The 20,668-nt window shown below is 69.7% G+C and carries 21 protein-coding genes and 1 pseudogene; 5 read left to right on the top strand and 17 right to left on the bottom strand.

What is annotated here, in order from left to right; translation table 11 throughout:
* Nucleotides 1–107 precede the first annotated feature (107 nt).
* The 3 genes and pseudogenes from nuoK to ACIBHX_RS50160 all read right to left on the bottom strand — a co-directional run.
* A pseudogene (gene nuoK / locus ACIBHX_RS50170) lies at nt 108–389 on the bottom strand (NADH-quinone oxidoreductase subunit NuoK); the annotation flags it as partial.
* Nucleotides 389–958 (bottom strand): NADH-quinone oxidoreductase subunit J, encoded by a 570-nt coding sequence (locus ACIBHX_RS50165; RefSeq protein ID WP_397075863.1) that lies wholly within the window; start codon nt 956–958, stop codon nt 389–391. The pseudogene nuoK and the gene ACIBHX_RS50165, both read right to left, overlap by 1 nt.
* Nucleotides 955–1,635 (bottom strand): 4Fe-4S binding protein, encoded by a 681-nt coding sequence (locus ACIBHX_RS50160; protein ID WP_397075861.1) that lies wholly within the window; start codon nt 1,633–1,635, stop codon nt 955–957. Before ACIBHX_RS50160 ends, ACIBHX_RS50165 begins: the two co-directional genes overlap by 4 nt.
* Nucleotides 1,636–1,846: 211 nt before the next feature.
* On the opposite strand from ACIBHX_RS50160, the gene ACIBHX_RS50155 reads away from it, so the two are divergent.
* Nucleotides 1,847–3,034: a serine/threonine-protein kinase gene (locus ACIBHX_RS50155; RefSeq protein WP_397075860.1), complete on the top strand. Its 1,188-nt coding sequence runs from the start codon at nt 1,847–1,849 to the stop codon at nt 3,032–3,034.
* A 244-nt stretch (nt 3,035–3,278) separates the two neighbouring features.
* Here the strand turns inward: ACIBHX_RS50155 and ACIBHX_RS50150 are convergent, their stop codons facing one another.
* Genes ACIBHX_RS50150 through ACIBHX_RS50125 form a run of 6 tightly spaced genes read right to left on the bottom strand, consistent with a single transcriptional unit; the run spans nt 3,279 to nt 7,925 of the window.
* Nucleotides 3,279–4,253: a hypothetical protein gene (locus ACIBHX_RS50150; RefSeq protein ID WP_397075858.1), complete on the bottom strand. Its 975-nt coding sequence runs from the start codon at nt 4,251–4,253 to the stop codon at nt 3,279–3,281.
* Nucleotides 4,250–5,191 (bottom strand): NADH-quinone oxidoreductase subunit NuoH, encoded by a 942-nt coding sequence (gene nuoH, locus ACIBHX_RS50145; RefSeq protein ID WP_397075856.1) that lies wholly within the window; start codon nt 5,189–5,191, stop codon nt 4,250–4,252. The genes ACIBHX_RS50150 and nuoH overlap by 4 nt, the downstream gene beginning before the upstream one ends.
* Nucleotides 5,192–5,210: 19 nt before the next feature.
* The gene (locus ACIBHX_RS50140; protein ID WP_397075854.1) at nt 5,211–5,732 is read right to left on the bottom strand and encodes an NADH-quinone oxidoreductase subunit C; all 522 of its coding nucleotides are present in this window, start codon (nt 5,730–5,732) and stop codon (nt 5,211–5,213) included.
* Nucleotides 5,729–6,259, bottom strand: a complete 531-nt coding sequence (locus tag ACIBHX_RS50135; RefSeq protein WP_397075853.1) for an NADH-quinone oxidoreductase subunit B — start codon at nt 6,257–6,259, stop codon at nt 5,729–5,731. Before ACIBHX_RS50135 ends, ACIBHX_RS50140 begins: the two co-directional genes overlap by 4 nt.
* Nucleotides 6,260–6,304: 45 nt before the next feature.
* Nucleotides 6,305–7,531, bottom strand: coding sequence for a M48 family metalloprotease (locus ACIBHX_RS50130; RefSeq protein ID WP_397075851.1), 1,227 nt, complete (start codon nt 7,529–7,531; stop codon nt 6,305–6,307).
* A gap of 22 nt (nt 7,532–7,553) precedes the next feature.
* On the bottom strand, nt 7,554–7,925 hold the full coding sequence (locus ACIBHX_RS50125) for an NADH-quinone oxidoreductase subunit A (protein ID WP_397075849.1): 372 nt from the start codon (nt 7,923–7,925) through the stop codon (nt 7,554–7,556).
* A 103-nt stretch (nt 7,926–8,028) separates the two neighbouring features.
* On the opposite strand from ACIBHX_RS50125, the gene ACIBHX_RS50120 reads away from it, so the two are divergent.
* The 4 genes from ACIBHX_RS50120 to ACIBHX_RS50105 all read left to right on the top strand — a co-directional run bounded on the left by ACIBHX_RS50120 (nt 8,029) and on the right by ACIBHX_RS50105 (nt 12,643).
* Nucleotides 8,029–9,486 (top strand): polysaccharide deacetylase family protein, encoded by a 1,458-nt coding sequence (locus ACIBHX_RS50120; protein WP_397075848.1) that lies wholly within the window; start codon nt 8,029–8,031, stop codon nt 9,484–9,486.
* Nucleotides 9,487–9,524: 38 nt separating this feature from the next.
* A complete protein-coding gene (locus ACIBHX_RS50115) occupies nt 9,525–9,620 on the top strand; it encodes a putative leader peptide (protein WP_397075846.1) in 96 nt (31 codons plus the stop codon).
* Between the two features lie 121 nt (nt 9,621–9,741).
* Nucleotides 9,742–11,604: a 2-oxoacid:acceptor oxidoreductase subunit alpha gene (locus ACIBHX_RS50110; RefSeq protein WP_397075845.1), complete on the top strand. Its 1,863-nt coding sequence runs from the start codon at nt 9,742–9,744 to the stop codon at nt 11,602–11,604.
* The gene (locus ACIBHX_RS50105; protein WP_397075843.1) at nt 11,597–12,643 is read left to right on the top strand and encodes a 2-oxoacid:ferredoxin oxidoreductase subunit beta; all 1,047 of its coding nucleotides are present in this window, start codon (nt 11,597–11,599) and stop codon (nt 12,641–12,643) included. Before ACIBHX_RS50110 ends, ACIBHX_RS50105 begins: the two co-directional genes overlap by 8 nt.
* A 45-nt stretch (nt 12,644–12,688) precedes the next feature.
* Here ACIBHX_RS50105 and ACIBHX_RS50100 read toward each other — a convergent pair whose 3' ends face one another.
* From ACIBHX_RS50100 to pelF, 8 genes are read right to left on the bottom strand one after another with little or no spacing between them, the layout of a single operon-like run.
* On the bottom strand, nt 12,689–13,381 hold the full coding sequence (locus ACIBHX_RS50100; protein ID WP_397075841.1) for a hypothetical protein: 693 nt from the start codon (nt 13,379–13,381) through the stop codon (nt 12,689–12,691).
* Nucleotides 13,378–14,322 (bottom strand): NAD-dependent epimerase/dehydratase family protein, encoded by a 945-nt coding sequence (locus ACIBHX_RS50095; protein WP_397075840.1) that lies wholly within the window; start codon nt 14,320–14,322, stop codon nt 13,378–13,380. The genes ACIBHX_RS50100 and ACIBHX_RS50095 overlap by 4 nt, the downstream gene beginning before the upstream one ends.
* Nucleotides 14,319–15,593, bottom strand: coding sequence for a nucleotide sugar dehydrogenase (locus tag ACIBHX_RS50090; RefSeq protein WP_397075838.1), 1,275 nt, complete (start codon nt 15,591–15,593; stop codon nt 14,319–14,321). Before ACIBHX_RS50090 ends, ACIBHX_RS50095 begins: the two co-directional genes overlap by 4 nt.
* A gap of 12 nt (nt 15,594–15,605) precedes the next feature.
* Nucleotides 15,606–16,421: an endo alpha-1,4 polygalactosaminidase gene (locus ACIBHX_RS50085; protein ID WP_397075837.1), complete on the bottom strand. Its 816-nt coding sequence runs from the start codon at nt 16,419–16,421 to the stop codon at nt 15,606–15,608.
* Nucleotides 16,421–17,254: an NAD-dependent epimerase/dehydratase family protein gene (locus ACIBHX_RS50080; RefSeq protein ID WP_397075835.1), complete on the bottom strand. Its 834-nt coding sequence runs from the start codon at nt 17,252–17,254 to the stop codon at nt 16,421–16,423. The genes ACIBHX_RS50085 and ACIBHX_RS50080 overlap by 1 nt, the downstream gene beginning before the upstream one ends.
* Nucleotides 17,251–17,976, bottom strand: a complete 726-nt coding sequence (locus ACIBHX_RS50075) for a sugar phosphate nucleotidyltransferase (protein ID WP_397075833.1) — start codon at nt 17,974–17,976, stop codon at nt 17,251–17,253. The genes ACIBHX_RS50080 and ACIBHX_RS50075 overlap by 4 nt, the downstream gene beginning before the upstream one ends.
* Nucleotides 17,977–17,993: 17 nt before the next feature.
* A complete protein-coding gene (locus tag ACIBHX_RS50070) occupies nt 17,994–19,292 on the bottom strand; it encodes a hypothetical protein (RefSeq protein ID WP_397075832.1) in 1,299 nt (432 codons plus the stop codon).
* Nucleotides 19,289–20,668 carry a GT4 family glycosyltransferase PelF gene (pelF, locus tag ACIBHX_RS50065; RefSeq protein WP_397075830.1) on the bottom strand — a complete coding sequence of 460 codons (1,380 nt, stop codon included), beginning with the start codon at nt 20,666–20,668 and terminating at the stop codon, nt 19,289–19,291. Before pelF ends, ACIBHX_RS50070 begins: the two co-directional genes overlap by 4 nt.

The following is a 20,668-nucleotide window of genomic DNA, read 5'->3' as shown; positions in this document are numbered from 1 at the left end:
TCGCCGGGGACGGGCCCGCCGTTGCCCGTGTCGCCGGACTCGACCCCGCCCGACGGCCCGGCGCCGCCGCCCTCGCCCGGCGCGGGCTCGGCCAGGTCGCGCAGGGTGTCGAGGTCGACGGTGCGGCGGTTGCGGAAGAGCGCGAGCACGATGGCCAGGCCCAGGCCCACCTCGGCCGCGGCGATCACGATGACGAACAGCGTGAGCACCTGTCCGCTGTGGAGCCGGTCGCCGAGCCAGACGTCGAACGCGACCAGGTTGAGGTTGACCGCGTTGAGCATCAGCTCGACCGACATCAGCACCAGGATCGTGTTACGGCGGGCCAGCACGCCGTAGACGCCGATGGAGAACAGCAGCGCGGATACAACCACCGGGTAGACGATGTGCACTACTTACCCCCGGTCTCTTCTGGCTCGGGTGGCTTGCCCCCAGGGATGTCCGTCCTGGACAGGACGATGGCGCCGATCAGCGCGGCCAGCAGCAGGACCGACAGCGCCTCGAACGGCAGCACCCAGGTGCTGAACACGCTCGCGCCCAGCTGCTTGGCCGAGCCGGGCCCGGGTCTCAGCGGGGTGTAGGCGGTGCGGAACCCTTCGATGACGACGGTGACGAGGACTGCCGCCGTGGCGACCGCGACGACCAGCGCGACCACCCGGTTGCCGCTGTCGAGGTCGGGTGAGCGGCCGATCGGCGCGCGGGTGAGCATGATGCCGAACAGCAGCAGCACGACGACGGCGCCCACGTAGATGAGGACCTGCACCCAGGCGACGAACTCGGCGGTCAGCACCAGATAGCCGCCCGCGAGCGCGCCGAACGAGACCACCAGCCACAGCGCGGCGTGGACCAGTTGCCTGGTCGTGACGACGAGCAGCGCCGACCCGACCGCCACCGCACCCAGCAGCAAGAACACGACCTCTTGCCCGGTGGGTGACAGGTAGGAGGGCACCGCCTCGGTCACGACTCCTCCTCAGACTCCCTCGGCTCGTCAGGACCGAGCCGCCCAGGCGGCCGGATGGACCGGGGGTCGGCCATCTTGCGCCTGCGCGTGCTCGCGCCAGAAGCTTGCTCCTGCGCCTCGCCCGCTGGTGGCGGCGCGCCCGAACCTGTGGACAACTCTCCGGCCTCGGCCTCGCCTGTGGATGAAGGAAGCGTTCCCGGGGGCCGGATCCCCCGGACGTCCCTGCGCGGCCGATCGGGAGCGGAGCCGGCGGCGCGCTCCTTGGGCGGCTCGGCGCCCGGATCGTGCGCGGGCGGCGGCGGCACGGTCGGCACCCAGGCCGCGAGCTGGTCCTTCTCGTGCAGGAGGTTGCTGATGTCGCCTTCGGCGTACTCGAACTCGGGAGACCAGAAGAGCGCGTCGAACGGGCACACCTCTATGCAGATGCCGCAGTACATGCACAGCGAGAAATCGATCGCGAACCTGTCGAGAACGTTGCGCTGGCGGGCACGACCGCCCTCGGGGGCCGGGATCGTCTCCTTGTGCGAGTCGATGTAGATGCACCAGTCGGGGCATTCCCGGGCGCACAGCATGCAAGAGGTGCAGTTCTCCTCAACCAGGGCGATGACGCCGCGGCTGCGGGGCGGGAGGGCGGGCTTGACCTCGGGATACTGCTGCGTGACGGATCTGCGCAGCATGTGGCGAAGGGTGATGGAAAGCCCCTTTGCGAGTCCTACTCCCGGTATCCCTGCCATGATTCAACATCATGTCGCACTTGGCCCCGTAGGTGAATGATGCGGGGCCAGTTGTCCCCATGTTTTCCACAGCCATCCACAGCTCGGCGCCGGGTTATCCACAACATTGCTGCACAAGCAAAATGTCCCGTACGCGATGGATAGTCTTCGTGCCATGTTGCACAGCCAGCCGAACCGTCCCAGCAGCGGGAGGTGGGCCGCCGCCGTCGGGTGGGCGCTCCTGCCGCTCGTGACGTGCGGGTTCGCGACGCCGTTCTCCATCGGGTTCGCGGCCTACCGGCTGGCCAGCATCTGGCAGGCGGCCGCCGCCGCGGTCTACACGCTGTGCCTGGTCTCGTTCCTCATCCCCGTGATGTACTTCGACACCTTCGAGGACATCCCCGAGCCGCTGTCCACACTGATCTCGATCGCGCTGGTCGTCAGCTGGGTGGGCGGCCTCATCCACTCGCTCTTCCTGCTGCCCGCCATGGCCAGGCCCAGGCCGGCGGGTCAGCAGCGGCGCCCGCCTTACACGCCGCCGCCGCCCAACGTCCACCAGCGGACGACCGCGCCGACCGCGATGCGGCGCGCGGGAGAGCCCGAATGGATCGGCCACTACCGCGTGCTCGAGTCGCTCGGGCGCGGCGGGCAGGGCTCGGTCTACCTGGCGGTCGCCCCTGACGGCGCGCGGGTGGCGGTCAAAGTGCTCAACGACCTGGTCGACGACGTCGCGCGCGCCAGGTTCGCCAGGGAGGTCGACGCGGCGCGCCGGGTGGCGACGTTCTCCACGGCCAGGCTGCTCGACGTCAATATCACCGGCCAGCTGGCCTACATCGTCAGCGAATACGTGGCCGGCCCGTCGCTCGAGCAGCTGGTGCGCAACCACGGGCCGCGCGACGAGGACGGCCTGACACGCCTGGCGTTGTCCACAGCCGGCGCGCTGGCCGCCATCCACAAGGCGGGCGTGGTCCATCGCGACTTCAAACCCAGCAACGTCCTGATCGGTCCCGACGGGCCACGCGTCATCGACTTCGGCATCGCCCGCGCGCTCGACCAGGTCACGATGACCAGCGGCAAGATGGTCGGCACACCGCCGTACATGTCACCGGAGCAGCTCTCCGGCGAGCCGGTCGGGCCGCCTTCCGACGTCTTCAGCTGGGCGGTCACGATGATGTTCGCCGCCACCGGCCGCCCCGCGTTCGGCGAGGACACGGTCCCCGCCGTCTTCAACAGGGTGCTCACCTTCCACCCCGACTTATCCCCCATGCCGCCCGGCATGCGCGGCATCGTCGGCGCCTGCCTCAACAAACGCCCCGAAAACCGCCCCGCGGCCTCCGACGTCATGCTCGCCATCGTCCACTGAGCCGCACCAGCACTCCGCCGCACGAACAGCTCAACGACCAACGCCTCGCCGCAGAAGACCGCGTAGGGCCGCAGAAGAACGCTCCCGTACGGCAAGCCGCCCCACCCACTCCCCACCGACCATGGCCGGCCCCTGTCACTTCAACGCCACTCCAGCGAAGACAGCGCGCCGCCATAACGGCGCGTCCAAACCCACCCGCAAGGTCACGGCACCACCCACCGAGCCATCCAAACGCGCCCACGGTTCAGGGCATCGCCTGACGAACCCCTCTGACCAGCCCGAGATACTCCTGCTTGGAGAGCCGATGCACGGCCAGCTCAAGCCCGTACCGCTCCGCGAACCGGTGCGCGTACTCAGGCGACCACAACCCCGGCAAATGCAGCAGGGGACACCCAGAGGCATCCAGCACGAAAATTCCTGATAAATCGTCATAGCTGTAGAGCTGCAACCGGGCGGCCAAGCCGTGGCTACGCCCGATGACGATCGGGAGCATGGCCTCCTTCCCCCGGATCCCCCACAGGCTGCGGTTCTTGACGACGAGCTGCGTCCCGCCCGGCGAGCCGAGCACGACCCCGCTCCTGACACGGCGGCGGTGAAGCCGTCCGGTGAGCGGGCGCAGCACCAGCGCCAGCGGGCTGGAGGCCAGCAGCAGCCACTTGACCTCCGCGAAGTCCGCGATGAGCCGCCCGAACATCGACAGACCCCGCCAAGCCGATCCCATGCCATTGGCCACGAGGTAGACCATGATCCCGCCGCCCACCACCCCGGCACCGATCCCGACCGGCTTGCGCCAGCGGGCGGCCCGTCGCGGCGGCTCCCCGCGGATGCGCCGCCAGCCCGGTGCGCGGCCCGCGAGCATCGCGCGGACGACGGCGGTCGGCTGCCGGCGGCCGTCGATGATCGGCAGCCCGGCCTGCCGGGCGAAGAGGTCGAGGTCGGCGTCGTGCCAGTTACCCGGGATGTCCGCCAGGACGAGCCCGTCCTCGTCGAGCGCGGCCAGCCCCCAGACGGGTTCGATCCGCTCCTTGCCGTTGGCCTCGTAGAGCCGGCGTTCGTAGCCGTAGTGGTACAGGCGCACGGGCGCCAGCCGTACAGACTCCTCGGTTGCGAGGTCGGCGGCGGTGAGGGTGCGTCCGTCCCAGGTCAGGGCGGTGGCAGGGGCGACCGAGCCGATCGTGGCGCCACCGTGCGGAGCCAGCCGGGCCTGCGGGAAGCTCACAGCAGGACCTTGATCACACCCGTTAGTGCGAGCTGGAGCAGGGCCAGGGGGACGAGGGCGATCCAGGCCAGGCGCTGCAACTGGTCCTCACGCAGCCGGGGATAGCTGACCCGCAGCCAGATGACGACGAAGGCGAGCGCGAACACCTTGATCAGGGTCCAGATCCAGCCCGGCAGGAAGGGCCCGTGCCAGCCGCCGAGGAACAGCACCGTGGTCAGGAAGGAGAGCACGACGATGCCCACGTACTCGGCGAGCATGAACAGGGCGAAGCGCATGCCGGTGTACTCGGTCATCGGGCCCATGATGATCTCTGACTCGGCGATCGGCATGTCGAACGGCGGGCGGCGCAGCTCGGCGAGCCCGGCCATGAAGAAGACGACGCCACCGATGGCCTGCCAGGGCAGCCACCACCACTGCCACTCCTCCAGGATCCCGGGGATCGACAGCGTGCCGGCGGCCATCGCGACCGAGGAGGCGGCCAGCACGAGCGGCAGCTCGTACGACATGAGCTGGGCGGCGGCGCGCATGCCGCCCAGGACCGAGTACTTGTTGGCCGAGGCCCACCCGGCGATGATCGAGCCGAGCACGCCGACGCCCATCACGGCCAGCACGAAGAACAGCCCCAGGTCGAGGTCGACGCCCACCTGGCCGCGGTCGATGGGGATGGCGATCATCACGACGAGGTACGGGACGAGAGCCACGCCGGGCGCGATCATGAAGATGCGGCGGTCGGCGGCGGCCGGGATGACGTCCTCCTTCTGGGCGAACTTCACGCCGTCGGCGATCAGCTGCGCCCAGCCGTGGAAGCCGCCCGCGTACATGGGGCCGAGGCGCGACTGCATGTGCGCCATGACCTTGTGCTCGGTCTGCCCGATGATCAGCGGCAGCAGCAGGAACACCGCGAGGATGACGACGAACCGCAGCACCACGTCCAGCATCCGGCCACCTCCAGGCGGATCAGTCGTCCTCGGTCTCGGTGCCCCAGTCGGCCGGCACTCCGGGCGGGAGGGTCTTGCGGCGGCTCGGCGCGGCGTGCGACTCGCCGGGCTCCTTGGCGCCCGGCCAGGGCTTGGCCACGCGCGCGGCCAGCACGAAGTCCTTACGCAGTGGGTGACCCTCGAACCCGTCGGGCAGCAGTAGCGGCACCAGGTAGGGATGCCCGTCGAAGGTGATGCCGAACATCTCGAAGGTCTCGCGCTCGTGCCAGTTCGCCCCGCGGAAGACGCCCACGGCCGAGGGCAGCCGCGGGTCGCCGGCCGGGATGTGGGTGCGGATCAGGACGCGGGCGCAGGCCGTCGGGTCGTACAGGTGGACCACGACGAAGAACCCGTCGGGCATGTCGTCGACGGCGGTCAGCCAGTCGAAGAAGGCGTATCCGGAGTCGCGGGCGCGGGTCAGCGCCTCGATCCAGTCGCCCGGCAGCACGTCGACGGTGGTCTCCCCGAGGAAGTCGGAGGATTCACCGAGGTCGAAGCTCACGCGTCCTCCCCGTGCGAGCGCGACCAGACGTACCGATCGCTGAGCGTCTCTCCCGCGATCTTCTCCTGCAGCTTCATGATCCCGTACAGCAGCGCCTCGGGCCTGGGTGGGCAGCCGGGGACGTAGATGTCGACGGGGATGATCTGGTCGACGCCGTTGGTCACGCAGTAGGAGTCCCAGTACGGCCCGCCGGAGTTGGAGCAGGCGCCGAACGAGATCACGTACTTCGGGTCGGGCATCTGCTCGTAGAGCCGTTTGACCGCGGGCGCCATCTTGTCGGTCACGGTGCCGGAGACGATCATCAGGTCGGCCTGCCGCGGACCGTTGGCGAACGGGATCACGCCGAAGCGGATGAAGTCATGCCTGCTCATCGACGTGGCGATGAACTCGATCGCGCAGCACGCCAGCCCGAAGTTGAACACCCACAGCGAGTAGCGCCGCCCCCAGTTGAGCACGAACCGCATGGGTTTGGGCGCCAACCGGGAGACCGGCCCCACCGTGGGCATCGGGAGATCCGTTGCTGCCATACCTCCATTCTCACGCCTGATCGCCCCCACGTGTAGAGGGCCGGCTCATTGATAGAGCGTGGCGCGGATGTCGTCCCGCAGCTCCCGCTCCACCCGCCCGCTCCGCACCTCAAGTTCCCGATCGATCTCCCCCATCCCTGCCGCGGTCACCGCCGGCTCCCGGTACGGCAGGCCCAGGACGTACTCGTGGCGCAGGTAGGAGGGCGGATGCGTCGCGTCCACCCGCAACGAGACAAGCCGCGCCCCACGCCGCCGCCGCTCGAACTCCGATTCCGGAATGCTCGCCATGTACGCCTGCATCGCCTCCCACAGGCTCTCATCGCGGGGGATGGCCATGGTCCGTGTCTCCAGGAACGACGAGGCGACACCACACCGAGTGTCATGAGCGTCCAGCGAGGAGGCGGCGGCCACGGTCCCGGCGATCTCCACCGACATCGCGTCCGCCCGGTACTCGGCACGCTGCGACGATCGCAGGTTCACCAGCTGCAGCACGGTGTCGAAGCCGCCGACGGCCACCCGCAGCAGCCACAGGACGACCTGCGAGACCCAGTTGCCCACCAGCACGAGCAGCCCGTGCTCCGGCACCGCCTCCCTGTCCGACCTGGCGGCGGAGCGGAGCTCGGCCAGCGCCCGGAAGGCGGTTCCCACCACGATCCCTTGCCGGTTGTCTCCGTTGCTCGAGTGCGCCAGCTCGTGGCCGAGCAGCGCGATCCGCTCCTGCGGCGTGAACACCAGCCACATGGGGTAGCCGAGCGTCAGCATCCGGCGGCGGCGCAGGCCGTAGGTCCCGTAGCCGGCGTTCATGTCACCGGTGAGCACTACCACGTCGGTCCTGGGCGCCCCTGCTCGCGCCCCGATCTCGTCCAGGAGCTGGTAGAGCCGCGGCGCGTCCTGCCGGGTCAGCACCTCGGCGTCGCCAGGCAGCCGGCCGAACCGGGGGCGCATCAGCCACGAGAGCCCGACCAGCACCACCCCGACGCAGACGCTGGCGAAGGTGAAGACGAACAGTAGCCAGATCCCGGTGACCAGGAAGCCCAGGGTCAGCAGATGGACGAGCAGGGCGAGCGCGTAGGAGGCCAGGCGAGCCAGGCTGAAGCGGTCGATGCCGCTTTCGTGCAGGCCTCGGACGAGCCGCTCCTGCAGGCGCGGCAGGATCAGCCGCTGCGGTGGGGCGGGCGGTGGTAGGAGATTCCAGTCGCAGGACGCGCACCAGGCGACGAAGCGCGGGTCTGCGTCGAGGGGAGCCGAGCACTCCGGGCATAAGGCGGACATGGCCCGCCAGGTTAGCGGCGGATCATGTCCACGTCAGGACGCGTTTGCGCCAGGCGTACAGGATGCCGAGCGCGATGAAGCCCAGGAAGACGAACATCTCCACCAGCGTGGTCATCCCGAACCCTGGCGCGGCGAAGACCGTGGCCCAGGGGAAGAGGAAGACGGCGTCGACCGCGAACACCACGTACAGGTAGGTGAAGACGTAGTAGCGGACCTGCGACTGCGCCCACCCCTCCCCGACGGGGTCGACACCGCACTCGTAGGTGGTCAGCTTGTCGGCGGTGGGCCTGGTCGGCCGCAGGAGGCGGTTCGCGAGCAGGGCCCCGGCCACGATCGCGACGCCGATCGCGAGGAGCGCGGCGACGAGCAGGTAGGACCCGAAGTAGCCGTCCATGTGGTGATGGTAACCCAGCCGAAGATCGGAAACCGGGTCAAAGGTCGGCCAGATAACCCCATGATGGGGCAAAGTGCAAGATCGCCAACATAGTGTGGCATTCATGTGCAAACGGCGATTCTTCGGAGGAATCGCGACGTTGGCCCTAACCCTCGCCGCCTGCGGCGTGGCCACCGCCTCCCCCGAGCGAGATGTCACCGTCCCCGCAGACCCCACGATGATCGACTTTGTCGACCCCGCGAAGGTCGGCGGCCTGGTCACCAGGAGCCTGACCGAAGGCGAGTCGGGTGGCCGGCAGGTGCATGTCGCCTACCCCGAGTTCAAGGCGGCCCCCAAGCTCAACGAGGTGGTCGGCAAGGAGGCCGAGCGCCAGCTGCGCGACTTCAAGCGCTCCACCAGCACCGGCGGCCTCAAGCCGCGCCCCGAGCTGAACATGGAATGGGCGCTCGACGCCGCCACCGACGACCTCATCGGGGTGCGGCTGCGAACGGGCGAGTTCCTGGGCGCGAACTGGGGCAACTCCACCATCACGTTCTGGTACGACAAGCGGAGCGACGAGGCGTTCACCTCGACCGGCCTGCTCGACGGCGACAAGGGCCTGCACGGCGTGGCCGAGCTGGTCAGGGAGCAGCTGATCAAGCGCGGCCCCGAGGTGGACCAGAACGAGGTGACGGCCTCCAGGGACCTGTTCAACTCGCTGGCCTTCAACCGCGCGGGCGACCTCGTGGTCGAGTTCGACGACTGCCAGGTGGGGCCGTGCTCGCTGGGCAGGGTGGCGGTAGCCGTACCGGCGCGGCGGGTCGAGCCGCTGCTGTCTCCGGCCGGGCGGCGCGCGCAGCACCTGGTACGCGAGACGGCTTTGGTCGCGCCGCTGGTCACGCCCAGGGTGTCGGTGACGCGCAACCCGGACGCGGCCAGCCAGGACGCCGGCTCGGTCGACTGCAAGGCTCGTAAGTGCGTGGCGCTGACCTTCGACGACGGCCCGGGCCCCTACACCGCGCGGCTGCTCGACATCCTCCAGGAGTTCGACGCCAGGGCCACGTTCTTCACATTGGGCGCCAACGCCTCCACCGACCCGGCGATCCTGCGGCGCATGAGCAGGGAGGGGCACCTGGTCGCCAACCACAGCTGGGCGCACAGGGACCTGACCAAGCTGTCCTCCAGCAAGATCGCCGATACGCTCGGCCGCACCCGGGACACCATCACCAGCGCGATCGGCCAGACCCCCACGCTGGTGCGCCCGCCCTACGGCGGGGTGAACGCCGACGTCCGCACGACGGCCCGCCGGTTGGGCGTGGCCCTGGTCAACTGGGACGTCGACACGCTGGACTGGCGCGACAGGGACCCGGAGGTCATCGCGAGGCGGGCGGTCCACGGCGCGCACAGGGGCGCGATCATCCTGCTGCACGACATCCAGCGGACGACCGTTGACGCGGTTCCGGACATCCTCAACAAACTCAGGGGGAAGGGTTACGCGTTCGTGACCGTTCCAGAGTTGTACGGGGCCGCCGGGATGCGGCCCGGATACGTCTACACGTCAGGGGCCGTAAGCGCCCCCTGACGCGGCGCATGTGACGGGGGGACGTATAGTTGGCGATCGTGACCCGAACCGTCCTCTTCGCCCGCCTGCATGTTGACCTCTGCAGGCTCGCGAGTGGTCTGTGTCACCTTTTCCGTTCTCTCGCCTCACCCTGACTCCGACCGCGTTTACCCGCTTTGCGGCCTTTGGAAACGCGTGACCTGCCGAGGATCTAGCATGGAAACAGAGAACGCGCCTGACGCGACCGCGCCCAGGCGCTTCGAGGAGGACTGAGCTGTGACCAAGCGAGTCCAGCAACTCGATCGCGTGATCATAAGATTCGCCGGCGACTCCGGCGACGGCATGCAGCTGACCGGCGACCGCTTCACTGCGGGCACCGCCGAATTCGGCAACGACCTGTCGACGCTGCCCAACTTCCCCGCCGAGATCCGCGCCCCCGCAGGCACGCTGCCCGGCGTTTCGAGTTTCCAGCTGCATTTCGCCGACCACGACATCCTGACGCCGGGTGACGCTCCCAACGTGCTCGTCGCGATGAACCCCGCCGCGCTCAAGGCCAATCTGGGCGACCTTCCCCGGGGCGCGGACATCATCGTCAACACCGACGAGTTCACCAAGCGCAACCTGCAGAAGGTCGGTTACGACACCAACCCCGTCGAGGACGACGCGCTGGCGGAGTGGCGGGTGCACGCGGTGCCGCTGACCTCGCTGACGGTCAGGGCACTCGAGGGCTTCGACCTGTCCAAGAAGGACGCGGAGCGCTCCAAGAACATGTTCGCGCTCGGGCTGCTGAGCTGGCTCTACCATCGCCCGACCGAGCACACGATCAAGTTCCTCGAGGCGAAGTTCGCCAAGAAGCCGGAGATCGCCAAGGCCAACATCGCGGCCTTCCAGGCCGGCTGGAACTACGGCGAGACCACCGAGTCCTTCTCGGTGTCCTACGAGGTGAAGCCGGCCAAGCTGGCGCCGGGTCTCTATCGCAACATCTCCGGCAACCAGGCACTGGCCTACGGCCTCATCGCCGCGAGCGTCCAGTCCGAGCTGCCGCTGTTCCTCGGCTCGTACCCGATCACCCCGGCCAGCGACATCCTGCACGAGCTGTCCAAGCACAAGCGCTTCGGCATCCGCACCTTCCAGGCGGAGGACGAGATCGCGGGCGTCGGCGCGGCGCTGGGCGCGGCCTTCGGCGGCGCCCTGGGCGTGACCACGACCTCCGGCCCCGGTGTGGTGCTGAAGGGCGAGACGATCGGCCTGGCGGTGATGACCGAGCTGCCACTGATCCTGGTGGACGTGCAGCGGGCGGGCCCGAGCACCGGCATGCCGACCAAGACCGAGCAGACCGACCTGCTGATGGCCATGTTCGGCCGCAACGGCGAGTCGCCGGTGCCGATCATCGCGCCGTCGACGCCGAGCGACTGCTTCGACGCGGCCATCGAGGCCGCGCGCATCGCCGTCAAGTACCGCACGCCGGTCTACCTGCTGTCCGACGGCTACCTGGCCAACGGCTCCGAGCCCTGGCGCCTGCCCGAGATCGCCGACCTGCCGGACATCTCCACCGAGTTCGCGCAGCCCGGCGAAGGCGAGAGCGAGGGCGAGGAGTTCCTGCCCTACAAGCGCGACCCCGAGACCCTGGCCCGCCCCTGGGCCATTCCCGGTACGGCGGGCCTGGAGCACCGCATCGGCGGCATCGAGAAGGCCGACGGCTCGGGCAACATCTCCTACGACCCGAACAACCACGATCTGATGGTGCGCCTGCGGGCCGCCAAGATCGCCGGGATCGACGTGCCGGACCTGGAGGTCGACGACCCCGAGGGCCCCGATGGCGACAGGGCCAAGGTCCTGGTCGTGGGCTGGGGCTCGACCTACGGTCCGATCGCGGCAGCCGTACGCCGGATCAGGAAGTCCGGCGGCAAGGTGGCGCAGGTGCACCTGAGGCATCTGAACCCGCTGCCCGCCAACACCGGCGAGATCCTGAAAAAGTACGACAAGGTGCTGCTGCCGGAGATCAACCTCGGCCAGCTCGCCCTGCTCCTGCGGGCGAAGTTCCTCGTCGACATCATCAGCTACAACCGGGTACGCGGCCTGCCGTTCAAGGCCGAGGAGCTGGCCGGAGTCATCCAGGACGTGATCGACAGTGACTGAACTCGTCAACGGCAAGGGTCTGACGCTGGTCCCCAAGACCGACGTCAAGCAGACGCTCAAGGACTTCAAGTCCGACCAGGAGGTCCGCTGGTGCCCGGGCTGCGGTGACTACGCCATCCTCGCCGCCGTCCAGAGCTTCCTGCCCGAGCTGGGGCTCAAGCGCGAGAACATCGTGTTCGTCTCCGGCATCGGCTGCTCGAGCCGGTTCCCGTACTACCTGAACACCTACGGCTTCCACTCCATCCACGGCCGGGCCCCGGCCATCGCGACCGGGCTCGCGGCCAGCAGGCCCGACCTGTCCGTGTGGGTGGTCACGGGTGACGGCGACGCGCTGTCGATCGGCGGCAACCACCTGATCCACGCGCTGCGCCGTAACGTCAACCTGAACATCCTGCTGTTCAACAACCGGATCTACGGGCTGACCAAGGGCCAGTACTCGCCCACCTCCGAGGTCGGCAAGATCACCAAGTCGACGCCGATGGGGTCGCTGGACAAGCCGTTCAACCCGATCTCGCTGGCGCTGGGCGCCGAGGCGTCGTTCGTGGCGCGCACGATCGACTCCGACCGCAAGCACCTGCAGTCGGTGCTGCGCGAGGCCACGGCGCACCGCGGCACCTCGCTGGTGGAGATCTACCAGAACTGCAACATCTTCAACGACAACGCCTTCGAGCCGCTCAAGGACCCCGAGGTCCGCGACGACATCACGCTGCGACTGGAGCACGACCAGCCGATCGTGAGCAACACCAAGGCCGTCGTCAGGGGCGCCGGTGGCGGCATCGAGGTGGTCGACAGGGCGAGCGTGGCCGAGGACCAGATCCTCATCCACGACGCGCACCACCCGGACCCGTCGGTGGCCTTCGCGCTCAGCAGGCTCGACGAGCCGGCCTTCGAGCACGTGCCGATCGGCATCTTCCGCCAGATCGACCGGCCGGCCTACGACGTGCTCATGGCCGAGCAGCTCAAGGAGGCCAGGAGCCGCCAGGGCGAGGGGGACCTGGGCGAGCTGCTCATGGGCGGCGACACCTGGCGTATCAGCTGACATAGCGCGAAATGACCGCCACCCCGAGGAAGCGGGGTGGCGGTTTCATATCCGCGACAGCACCCGGTCGCTGACGAAGCAGGGCATCCCGAACTCCCGCGCCCGCCGGATCGCGAAGGCCGTCAGCTCGTCGCTGTCGGCGTAGTCCAGCGCGAACAGGTCCAGGTCGTAGCCGAGCAACCGCTCGGCCACCCCGGCGTGCACCTCCAGCACGTCGTCGGGCCAGGGCGCGTACCGCTCGGTGTCCACCCAGCGGGCCGAGAACGACTCGAACAGCACGCCGTCCACCAGCCCCACCAGCTCGGGCAGCAGCCCGAACCCGCGGTTGGCCAGCAGGTAGGCGGGCCGCGCCTCCTCCCTGATCGCCGCGATGAGCGTGAGCAGGTGCGGCAGGTCCTCCGGGTAGGTCTGCTCCAGGTTGAGCGTGTCCAGGAACAGTCCGCTGAACCCGGCCTCGATCGCCCGCTCGGCCTGCCCCACCACGTGCGCCACCCAGCCGGGATGGTCCACGTGCACGAACGCGCCACCCCAGTCGGGGTTGCGTTCCGCGCGGTGCCAGGGGGCGGGCGGGCCCACGTCCTCCGACAGCGAGAGGTAGCCGAGCGTCTGGACGCCCCGGCGGCACAGCACGGCCAGCTCGCCGGGGGTGTAGAAGTCCGCCTGCAGCACCACCTTGTCGAAGTGCGCCAGCCGGTCGATCGAGCCCGCGCCGTAGTAGAAGCAGATCGGCTGGGTCACCACGACTCCCTGTACCACTCGAACGTCCTGCGGACCCCTTCCTCCAGCCCGACCCGCGGCTCGTAGCCGGTCAGCTCGCGCAGCCGCGTCAGATCGGGGCAGCGCCGCGCCACGGAACCGGAGGGCGCGGGCAGCCGCTGGATCTCCGGGCTCACCCCGGCCACCCGGAGCACGAGCTTGGCCAGGTCGCCGATGTTGGTCTCCTCGGAGTCGTTGCCGATGTGCACGATCTGCCCCGCCGCGGCGGGCGTCTCCATCAGCCGGACCATCGCCTCGACCGCGTCGTCGACGTAGCAGAACGCCCTGCTCTGGTCGGACCCGTACAGCGCGAACGGATCCTCTCCCCGTACGGCCCGCAGCGCGAGCTCGGGGATGACGTGGTCGGCTCCCATCCGGGGCCCGTAGATGTTGTGGAAGCGCCCGATGACCGCGGTGAAGCCCTTGGCCCTGGCGGTGTGCAGCACGGCCGCCTCGCCGAGCATCTTGCTGATGGCGTAGGTGAAGCGGGGTGAGCCCACGTCCTCGATCATCAGCGGCACGGTCTCCGGCGTGGGCACGGGGACCACGCCCGCGCTGACGCCGCCGGCGTAGGCCTCGCTGGTGGAGGCGAAGAACAGCCGGTCGCCCGGCCGGATCCAGTCCAGCAGGTGCATCAGCGCGAGCGTGTTGACCCTGATGACCCTGGCCGGGTCGGATTCCACGTTGCGGACCCCGACCACGGCGGCGAGCATGTAGATCTGGTCCCAGCCCGGCTCGAGGGCCGCGTACGAGGCGGGATCGGTGAGATCGGCGGAGACCACGCCGGTCAGGCGTTCGACGGCGGGGTCGCGGCGGCCGCGGGAGAAGTCGTCGACCACGGTGACCTCGTGCCCGTCGGCCAGCAGCCGGTTGGCCAGGTGCAGGCCGATGAATCCGGCTCCGCCGAGCAGCAGGGCCCTCATGGCGCGTATCCGATCCCCGAGTAGCGGACGCCGTGCCTGGTGACCTCGGCCTGGTCGAGGATGCGCCAGGAGTCGAACAGCAGCCGCAGGTCCGAGGTGGCCAGCCTGGCCTCCACCTCGATCCCGCGGTAGTCGGGGTGGTCGTTGACGATGAGCATGGCGTCGGCCTCGGCGAAGGCCTTGTCCAGGCTCACCGGGAGCCCGCCGTACTCGCGGATGACCGCCTCCTTGACCAGCGGGTCGTGGCCGAGGACGGTCAGGCCGGCGGCGGTGAAGACCGGCATCATGTCCGCGATCGGGGTCCCGCGCATGTCGTCGGTGGGAGGCCAGCCCTTGTAGGCCCAGCCGAGGACCGACAGCCGGATGCCGTGGGTGCGGCCGAAGACGTCCTGGATCTGGGCGACCAGGCGCTCGGCCACGTGCGCGGGGAGGCGCTCGTTGAGGCCCCTGGCCATGCCGACCAGGTAGGGGCGGTGGGCGCCGGTGCTCGCGAGCATGAGGTAGGGGTCCTTGGACAGGCAGCCGCCGCCCACGTAGCCGGGCTTGGCCAGGTCGGGGCGGGGGTAGTCGAGGTTGGCGGCCCTGATGACCTCCAGCGGGTCGAGCCCGTTCTGCTCGGCGATCAGGGCGAGTTCGTTGCCGAAGGCGTAGATCAGGTCGGTGTGGCAGTTGTTGGACAGCTTGACCATCTCGGCCGCCTCCAGGCTGGAGACGGGCACGATCTGGTCGGCCAGGCCCGCGAACAGCTCGATGCCCGCACGCAGGGAGGGCTCGTCCAGCCCGCCGATCACCTGGGGCAGCTCGACCAGCTCGCGCAGGGCCTGGCCCTGGATGGTCCGCTCGGGGGCCATGACCAGGTGACGCTGGGTCAGCAGCGGGAGCACGACCTCGCGGCTGGTGCCGATCGGGACCGTGCTGCGGACGACCACCAGCGTGTCGGGGTCGCAGCGCTCGGCGATGTGCCTGGCCGCGGCGGCGAGATTGGTCAGGTCGGGCGTGCCGCCGGCGGCGACCGGCGTGGACACCGACAGGATCGCCGCGTCCAGCCGCTGGTCGGGCAGGCTGTCGGAGATGAAGATGGTCTTGCCCAGATAGCGCTCGAAGACCTCCTCTACCCCGGGCTCGTAGACGTGCACGCGCCCCTTGGACAGGGCCTCGACCACGCGCGGGCTGGCGTCGACCCCGTGGACGACGTAGCCGCGGTCGGCCAGGGCGGCGGTCAGGGTGAGGCCGACGTACCCCATGCCCACGACGCCGACAGTTTTCGGCATTTCACACTCCTTTCAGTGACACGGGGGACTGACTCGATCGAGATCAACCCGGGTCACGTTTCCGGCGAATCCGTAACGGCGGTACAGGGCGCAGGCGCGGGCGATGTGCGCCGGGGACACCGCGTAGTCGGTGGCGAAGACCGCCTTGCCCTGCCGGCGCAGGGCCAGGGCGTCGTCCAGATTCTCCTTGCACCAGGACTTCGTGCACGGCACGTCGGTGGCCCGGTAGAAGAGCTCCTCCATGCCGATGCCGTCGATGGCCCTGGTGTAGCCGGAGTAGTGCCGCAGCTCGGGAGAGTTCTGCGGCACGATGAAGAACCCCGGCCTGATCTTCTTGGCGTAGTCGCTGATCCTGATGATCAGGTCGGCCATCTTCCTGCCCAGCGAGTGCCGGGTCTCGCCGGGCAGCTTGGCCAGGTCGATCTCCTCGTAGGCCAGCGGCGTGTCCAGGTAGACGCCGTCGAAGCCGGCGCGCAGTGCCTGGTCGACCCTGGGTTTGACGACCCTGTGCCACCACCGGGGTTCCCAGTAGCGCACGAAGTGCTCGTCGGGCCAGTCCTTCCAGACGTTGACGGCCAGGTCGCGGGAGGGCCGGTACTCGGTCCTGAACTCCTCGATCGAGCCGATCTCGAAGTAGGCCAGCACCGTCTTGCCCGAGGCCCGCACGCGCGCGATCTCCTCGGCGGTGAAGTAGCCGCGCTCGGTGCCGTCCCTGGACAGGTCGACGATCGCGAGCTGGTGCGGTGCGTGTTCGACCGCGTCCAGCCGCCCGTGCGGGTAGCCCTGCAGCACGTAGGTGAACAGGGCGAAGGAGAGCAGGGTCCGCATCACACCATCGCCTTGATCGACTCGTCCAGGGTGTGGCGCGGCTTCCAGCCCAGGACCTCCCTGGCCCGGCCGACGTCGGCCCTGCTCCAGCTGACCGCCGCGGACCTGGCCGACTGCTGGTCGCCCTCCCTGATCTCGCCGGTGAAGCCCGTCTCCTCGGCCAGCAACCGCACGGCTTCGCGGACCGTGACCGCCTTGCCGCTGCCGACGTTGAAGATCCCCGCCGGGGCGGGCCCGAACGCGGCGCAGGCCACCGCCTCGGCCACGTCCCGGACGTCCACGAAGTCTCGGTAGGCGTCCAGCGGGCCGAGGTCGACGTGGTCCTCCGCCTCCCGCATCAGGTCCCTGGCCTTGCCCAGCACGCTGGCCGCGGAGATGCCCGGCCCCACGGGGTTGAAGATCCGCAGGGAGATGCCGGTGGCCGCGGTCAGCAGTGTGCCTGCCAGATGGCTGATGCCGTAGGCGCTGGTGGGCCTGGTGGGGTCGCTCTCCTTGACCGAGTGGCCGAAGGCGGTGGGCCCGTACTCGGCCGCGGAGCCCAGCCGGACGAATCTGGCCTGTGGCGCGGCCATGGCGATCGCCTCGAGCAGCGTCGCGGTGACGCCGGCGTTGCCGCGGACGAACTCGTCGGCGCGCCCGGCGAGCGTGCCCACGCAGTTGAGCACGATCGACGGCCGGACCTCGCGCAGCAGGCCGGCCACCTCGCCGGGCACCGCCCGGTGCAGGTCCAGGTCCGCCCTGCCCGGGCACACCAGCTCGGCCTCGGCCGCCAGCCGCTCCCTGACGTGGATGCCGATGAATCCGGTGGCGCCGAAGAGCAGGATTCTGGTCACCGTACGGCCTCCCTGGAGGGCAGCAGCAGCGGCCTGATCTCGTCGAAGCGGGCGTTGGCCTCGTCGTAGTCGTCGGGCCGTCCGATGTCGAGCCAGTAACCGTCGAACTCGTACACGCCGGGCGGCGTGTCCTGGGCGAGCAGGTCCAGCACCAGCTCGTCGAAGCCGAACGGCATGCCGTCCGGGTAGGGCGCGATCGTCTTGCGCGACAGCGCGTAGACGCCCATGCTCACCTGGTAGCTGAGCAGCGGCTTCTCCCTGAAGCCGACGATGCGGCCGCCGTTGGCCTCCAGCACGCCGAAGTCGATCTTCACCACCCGCGGGGCGGTGGCCACGGTGAGCGGCGCGTCCGATTCGGCGTGCCTGGCCAGCAGGTCGGCGTAGTTGAGCGTGGTGAGGACGTCGCCGTTCATGACCAGGAAGCGCTCCGGCAGCTGGTCGCGGATGGCGAACAGCGGCCCGATCGTGGACAGCGGAGTGACCTCCTCGGTGTAGTCCACGTCCAGCCCCCAGCGCGAGCCGTCGCCGACGAAGGCGCGGATCAGCGGGCTGAGGTGCCCCACGGCCAGCGTGGCCCGGGTGAAGCCCTGGCTGGTCAGCTGCTGCAGGATGATGTCGAGGATGGCGTACTCCTCGCCGATCGGGACCAGCGGCTTGGGCAGCGCGGAGGTGTAGGGGCGTAACCTCACGCCCTTGCCACCCGCGAGGATGACGACGTGCATGATCGATTTCCTCCCGTTTATCGGTACTGCCGGACGTCCCTGAGACTGTGCAGGGCCAGAATGAGCAGAATCACGAGGAACAGCAGCCCGGCGGCCAGAAACAGCGGCACGTCGGGCCAGAGGGCTCGAGCCCCCGGATGTACGGCGAGCACCAGCGCCTGCGCCGCGCACAGGAGCCGGATCTTGCCCTGGTTGCCCAGAAGGAAGGCCAGGAAATAGGCGGCGCCCACGACCACGTGCGCCGCCGCCATGAGCACGCTGTCCCGCGTCAGCGACCCGGCCAGATACAGGAACGTGAGCGGCACGGCGGACAGCGCCGACAGCACGCCCAGGCAGATCAGCAGCCCCTTGCCGAGCAGCAGCCGGGTGCGCCTGGTGAACTCCCGCGGGTAGCGCACCTCCCTGATCACCCTGCGCGCCTCGTCCTCGAAGGTGTGCGCCCGGTACTCCAGCACCCCCATGCCCAGCACCAGCCCCGCCCCCGCGACCGCGAGGTCCGCCCTGTCCAGCACGTAACGGCCCTCGGCCTGCAGCAGGAACGCGGCGGTGAGCACGCTGTAGACGATGGACGGCGCCAGCGTCCGCAGCGGGACCCCGGAGGTCTCGACCCGGCCGAGGGTGAGCAGGATCGCCGCGCCCGACACGGCGGCCACGCAGACGACGCCCAGGCAGACGGCCAGCAGCGCGGCCCCGCGGTTGCCGATGGCGATGTACCCGGCGCCGGCCAGCACGGCAGGCAGCATGAGCGCCGCCAGCAGCCCCTCCCGCCGGTAGAACAGCAGGATCCCGGAGGAGAGCTGGAAGGCCATCTGTGTGACGCACAGCGCCACCAGCGTCACGGGGCCGAGCGCGCTCACGGTCACGGCCGCCACCGCGACCCCGATCACCAGCCCGGTGCGCAGCACCCGCCCGGCCGCGCCGGGCGCGTCCCGGCCGAGGTAGGAGTAGGCCAGCTGGGCGGCCGCGCTGCCGAGTACCCAGCCGATGCCCGTGGTGAGCACCAGCCCGGGCATCAGCCACTGCCTGCCCACCAGCCCGCCGGCCGCGGGCAGCAGCGCGGCGGGCATCGCGTACAGCAGCCCGTGGGCCATCTGGGCGATCGGGCGCGCCCTGCGTGGCGGCCCGCCGGAGGCCTGGATCATCGGGACGATCCGCGAGTAGACCGCCTCGGCCAGCGCGAACACGTCGGGATGCCCGTAGCGTTCCCTGGCGATCCGGTCGTCCAGCCCCGCGGACTCGAGGATGGCGGCGGCCTGCAGGGGTTCGACGGCGCGGGAGATCGGTTCGATGAGATCGTCGATCGACCGTGGCGTCATCCCAGGAGCTCCTGGTAGATGGCGCGGTAGTCGTCGAGCGACCGGCGGAGCGTAAAACGTTCCATCACCCGGCGCCGGGCCACCACGCCCAGCCGACGCCGCAGCGCCGGGTCCTTCAGCAGCCGGGTCATCGCCTCGGCGGCGGCCACGTGGTCGCGCGGCGGCACGATGAACCCGGCGTCGTCGACCGCCTCGGCGACCCCGCCCACGTTCGTGCAGACCACCGGCCTGCCGCAGGCCATGGCCTCGACCACGGTGTAGGGGAAGCCCTCGGAGATGCTGGTGAGCGCCACCACCTGCCCCGCGTGGTAGGCGTCGGCCGGCGCGGAGACGCGGCCCTCGAAGATGGCGGCGCCCTCCAGGTCGAGCTCGTCGATGAGCGCCATACAGCTGTCGTGGTAGCTCTCGTTGCCCGTGGGGACGCCGCCGAAGACGCGCAGCCTGGCCTCCGGGATCGTCTCGCGGACCAGCGCGAAGGCCCGTAACAGCATGTGCAGGTCCTTCAGCGGGTCGATCCGGCCCATGAAGACGATCGTCGGTTCGTCGGGCTCCGACTCGGCGACGGGGAATTCCGACGGGTCGACGCCGTTGTACATGACCCGGATCCGGTCCGGGTCGGCGCCCGTGCGCACCTGCCAGCGGCGGTTGTAGGAGGAGTGCGGCGCGATCCGGTCCGCCGCGACGTAGGCCGCGCCGGTCAGGCGCCTGAAGAAGCTGAGCAGGAGCACCCTGACCGCGTGGGAGACGGGCTCGTGGACGTACTGCAGGTAGCGTTCCCGCAGGTAGAGACCGTGCTCCGACAGCACGCTCGGCGTGCCGTACTCCCATTTGGCGGCCATCGCGACCAGCGTGCTCAGGCCGTTCATCGCGACGTGCGTCAGGTCGGTGCGGATCGGCGGCTCGGCCAGCGGGCGCAGCATGTGCCCCATCAGGTGCCCGGCGGTGATCGCTTCGGCCAGGTTGAGCCCCTCGCTGCGGTAGCCCTCCCAGGCGTCCATGAGCTGCGCCAGCGACTCGTTGGCGGTCAGCGCGCCCACCAGGTCGCCGCCGTCGCGGGCGAACCTGAACAGCGCCTCCAGCACGCGCAGGAACTCGGCGCTGCCCTCCCCCATGACCGCCGGCGTCAGCACCATCTCCAGGAACAGCCCGTACGGCGTGCGGAACCCCGCCCCGGGCGCCTTGGCGGCCGGAGCGGGCTTCCACAGCGGGATGGCGATGACCTGGTCCAGATTGGGCGGCAGGTCCCAGACGGGCCGTTCGGCGCCGTCCACGGTCATCGTGACGACGTCCCAGGTGTAGTCGGGCATGCCGCGGATGAGCTGGTCCATCCAGACGCTCACCCCGCCCATGGCGAAGGGGTACGTGCCTTCGGACAC

This window comes from Nonomuraea sp. NPDC050536, from assembly GCF_044457685.1.
In the GTDB taxonomy this organism is placed as follows: domain Bacteria; phylum Actinomycetota; class Actinomycetes; order Streptosporangiales; family Streptosporangiaceae; genus Nonomuraea.
Note: the sequence above shows the minus strand (reverse complement) of the source record. Positions and strands in the feature narration are given on the sequence as shown.

What these genes read in the sequence shown, in the direction of transcription:
- ACIBHX_RS50070 (WP_397075832.1), bottom strand. Translation starts at nt 19,292, where the DNA reads ATGACGCCACGGTCGATCGACGATCTCATCGAACCGATCTCCCGCGCC.
- ACIBHX_RS50135 (WP_397075853.1), bottom strand. Translation starts at nt 6,259, where the DNA reads ATGGCAGCAACGGATCTCCCGATGCCCACGGTGGGGCCGGTCTCCCGG.
- ACIBHX_RS50125 (WP_397075849.1), bottom strand. Translation starts at nt 7,925, where the DNA reads ATGGACGGCTACTTCGGGTCCTACCTGCTCGTCGCCGCGCTCCTCGCG.
- ACIBHX_RS50095 (WP_397075840.1), bottom strand. Translation starts at nt 14,322, where the DNA reads ATGAGGGCCCTGCTGCTCGGCGGAGCCGGATTCATCGGCCTGCACCTG.
- ACIBHX_RS50155 (WP_397075860.1), top strand. Translation starts at nt 1,847, where the DNA reads ATGTTGCACAGCCAGCCGAACCGTCCCAGCAGCGGGAGGTGGGCCGCC.
- ACIBHX_RS50075 (WP_397075833.1), bottom strand. Translation starts at nt 17,976, where the DNA reads ATGCACGTCGTCATCCTCGCGGGTGGCAAGGGCGTGAGGTTACGCCCC.
- nuoH (WP_397075856.1), bottom strand. Translation starts at nt 5,191, where the DNA reads ATGCTGGACGTGGTGCTGCGGTTCGTCGTCATCCTCGCGGTGTTCCTG.
- ACIBHX_RS50090 (WP_397075838.1), bottom strand. Translation starts at nt 15,593, where the DNA reads ATGCCGAAAACTGTCGGCGTCGTGGGCATGGGGTACGTCGGCCTCACC.
- ACIBHX_RS50085 (WP_397075837.1), bottom strand. Translation starts at nt 16,421, where the DNA reads ATGCGGACCCTGCTCTCCTTCGCCCTGTTCACCTACGTGCTGCAGGGC.
- ACIBHX_RS50160 (WP_397075861.1), bottom strand. Translation starts at nt 1,635, where the DNA reads ATGCTGCGCAGATCCGTCACGCAGCAGTATCCCGAGGTCAAGCCCGCC.
- ACIBHX_RS50120 (WP_397075848.1), top strand. Translation starts at nt 8,029, where the DNA reads ATGTGCAAACGGCGATTCTTCGGAGGAATCGCGACGTTGGCCCTAACC.
- ACIBHX_RS50130 (WP_397075851.1), bottom strand. Translation starts at nt 7,531, where the DNA reads ATGTCCGCCTTATGCCCGGAGTGCTCGGCTCCCCTCGACGCAGACCCG.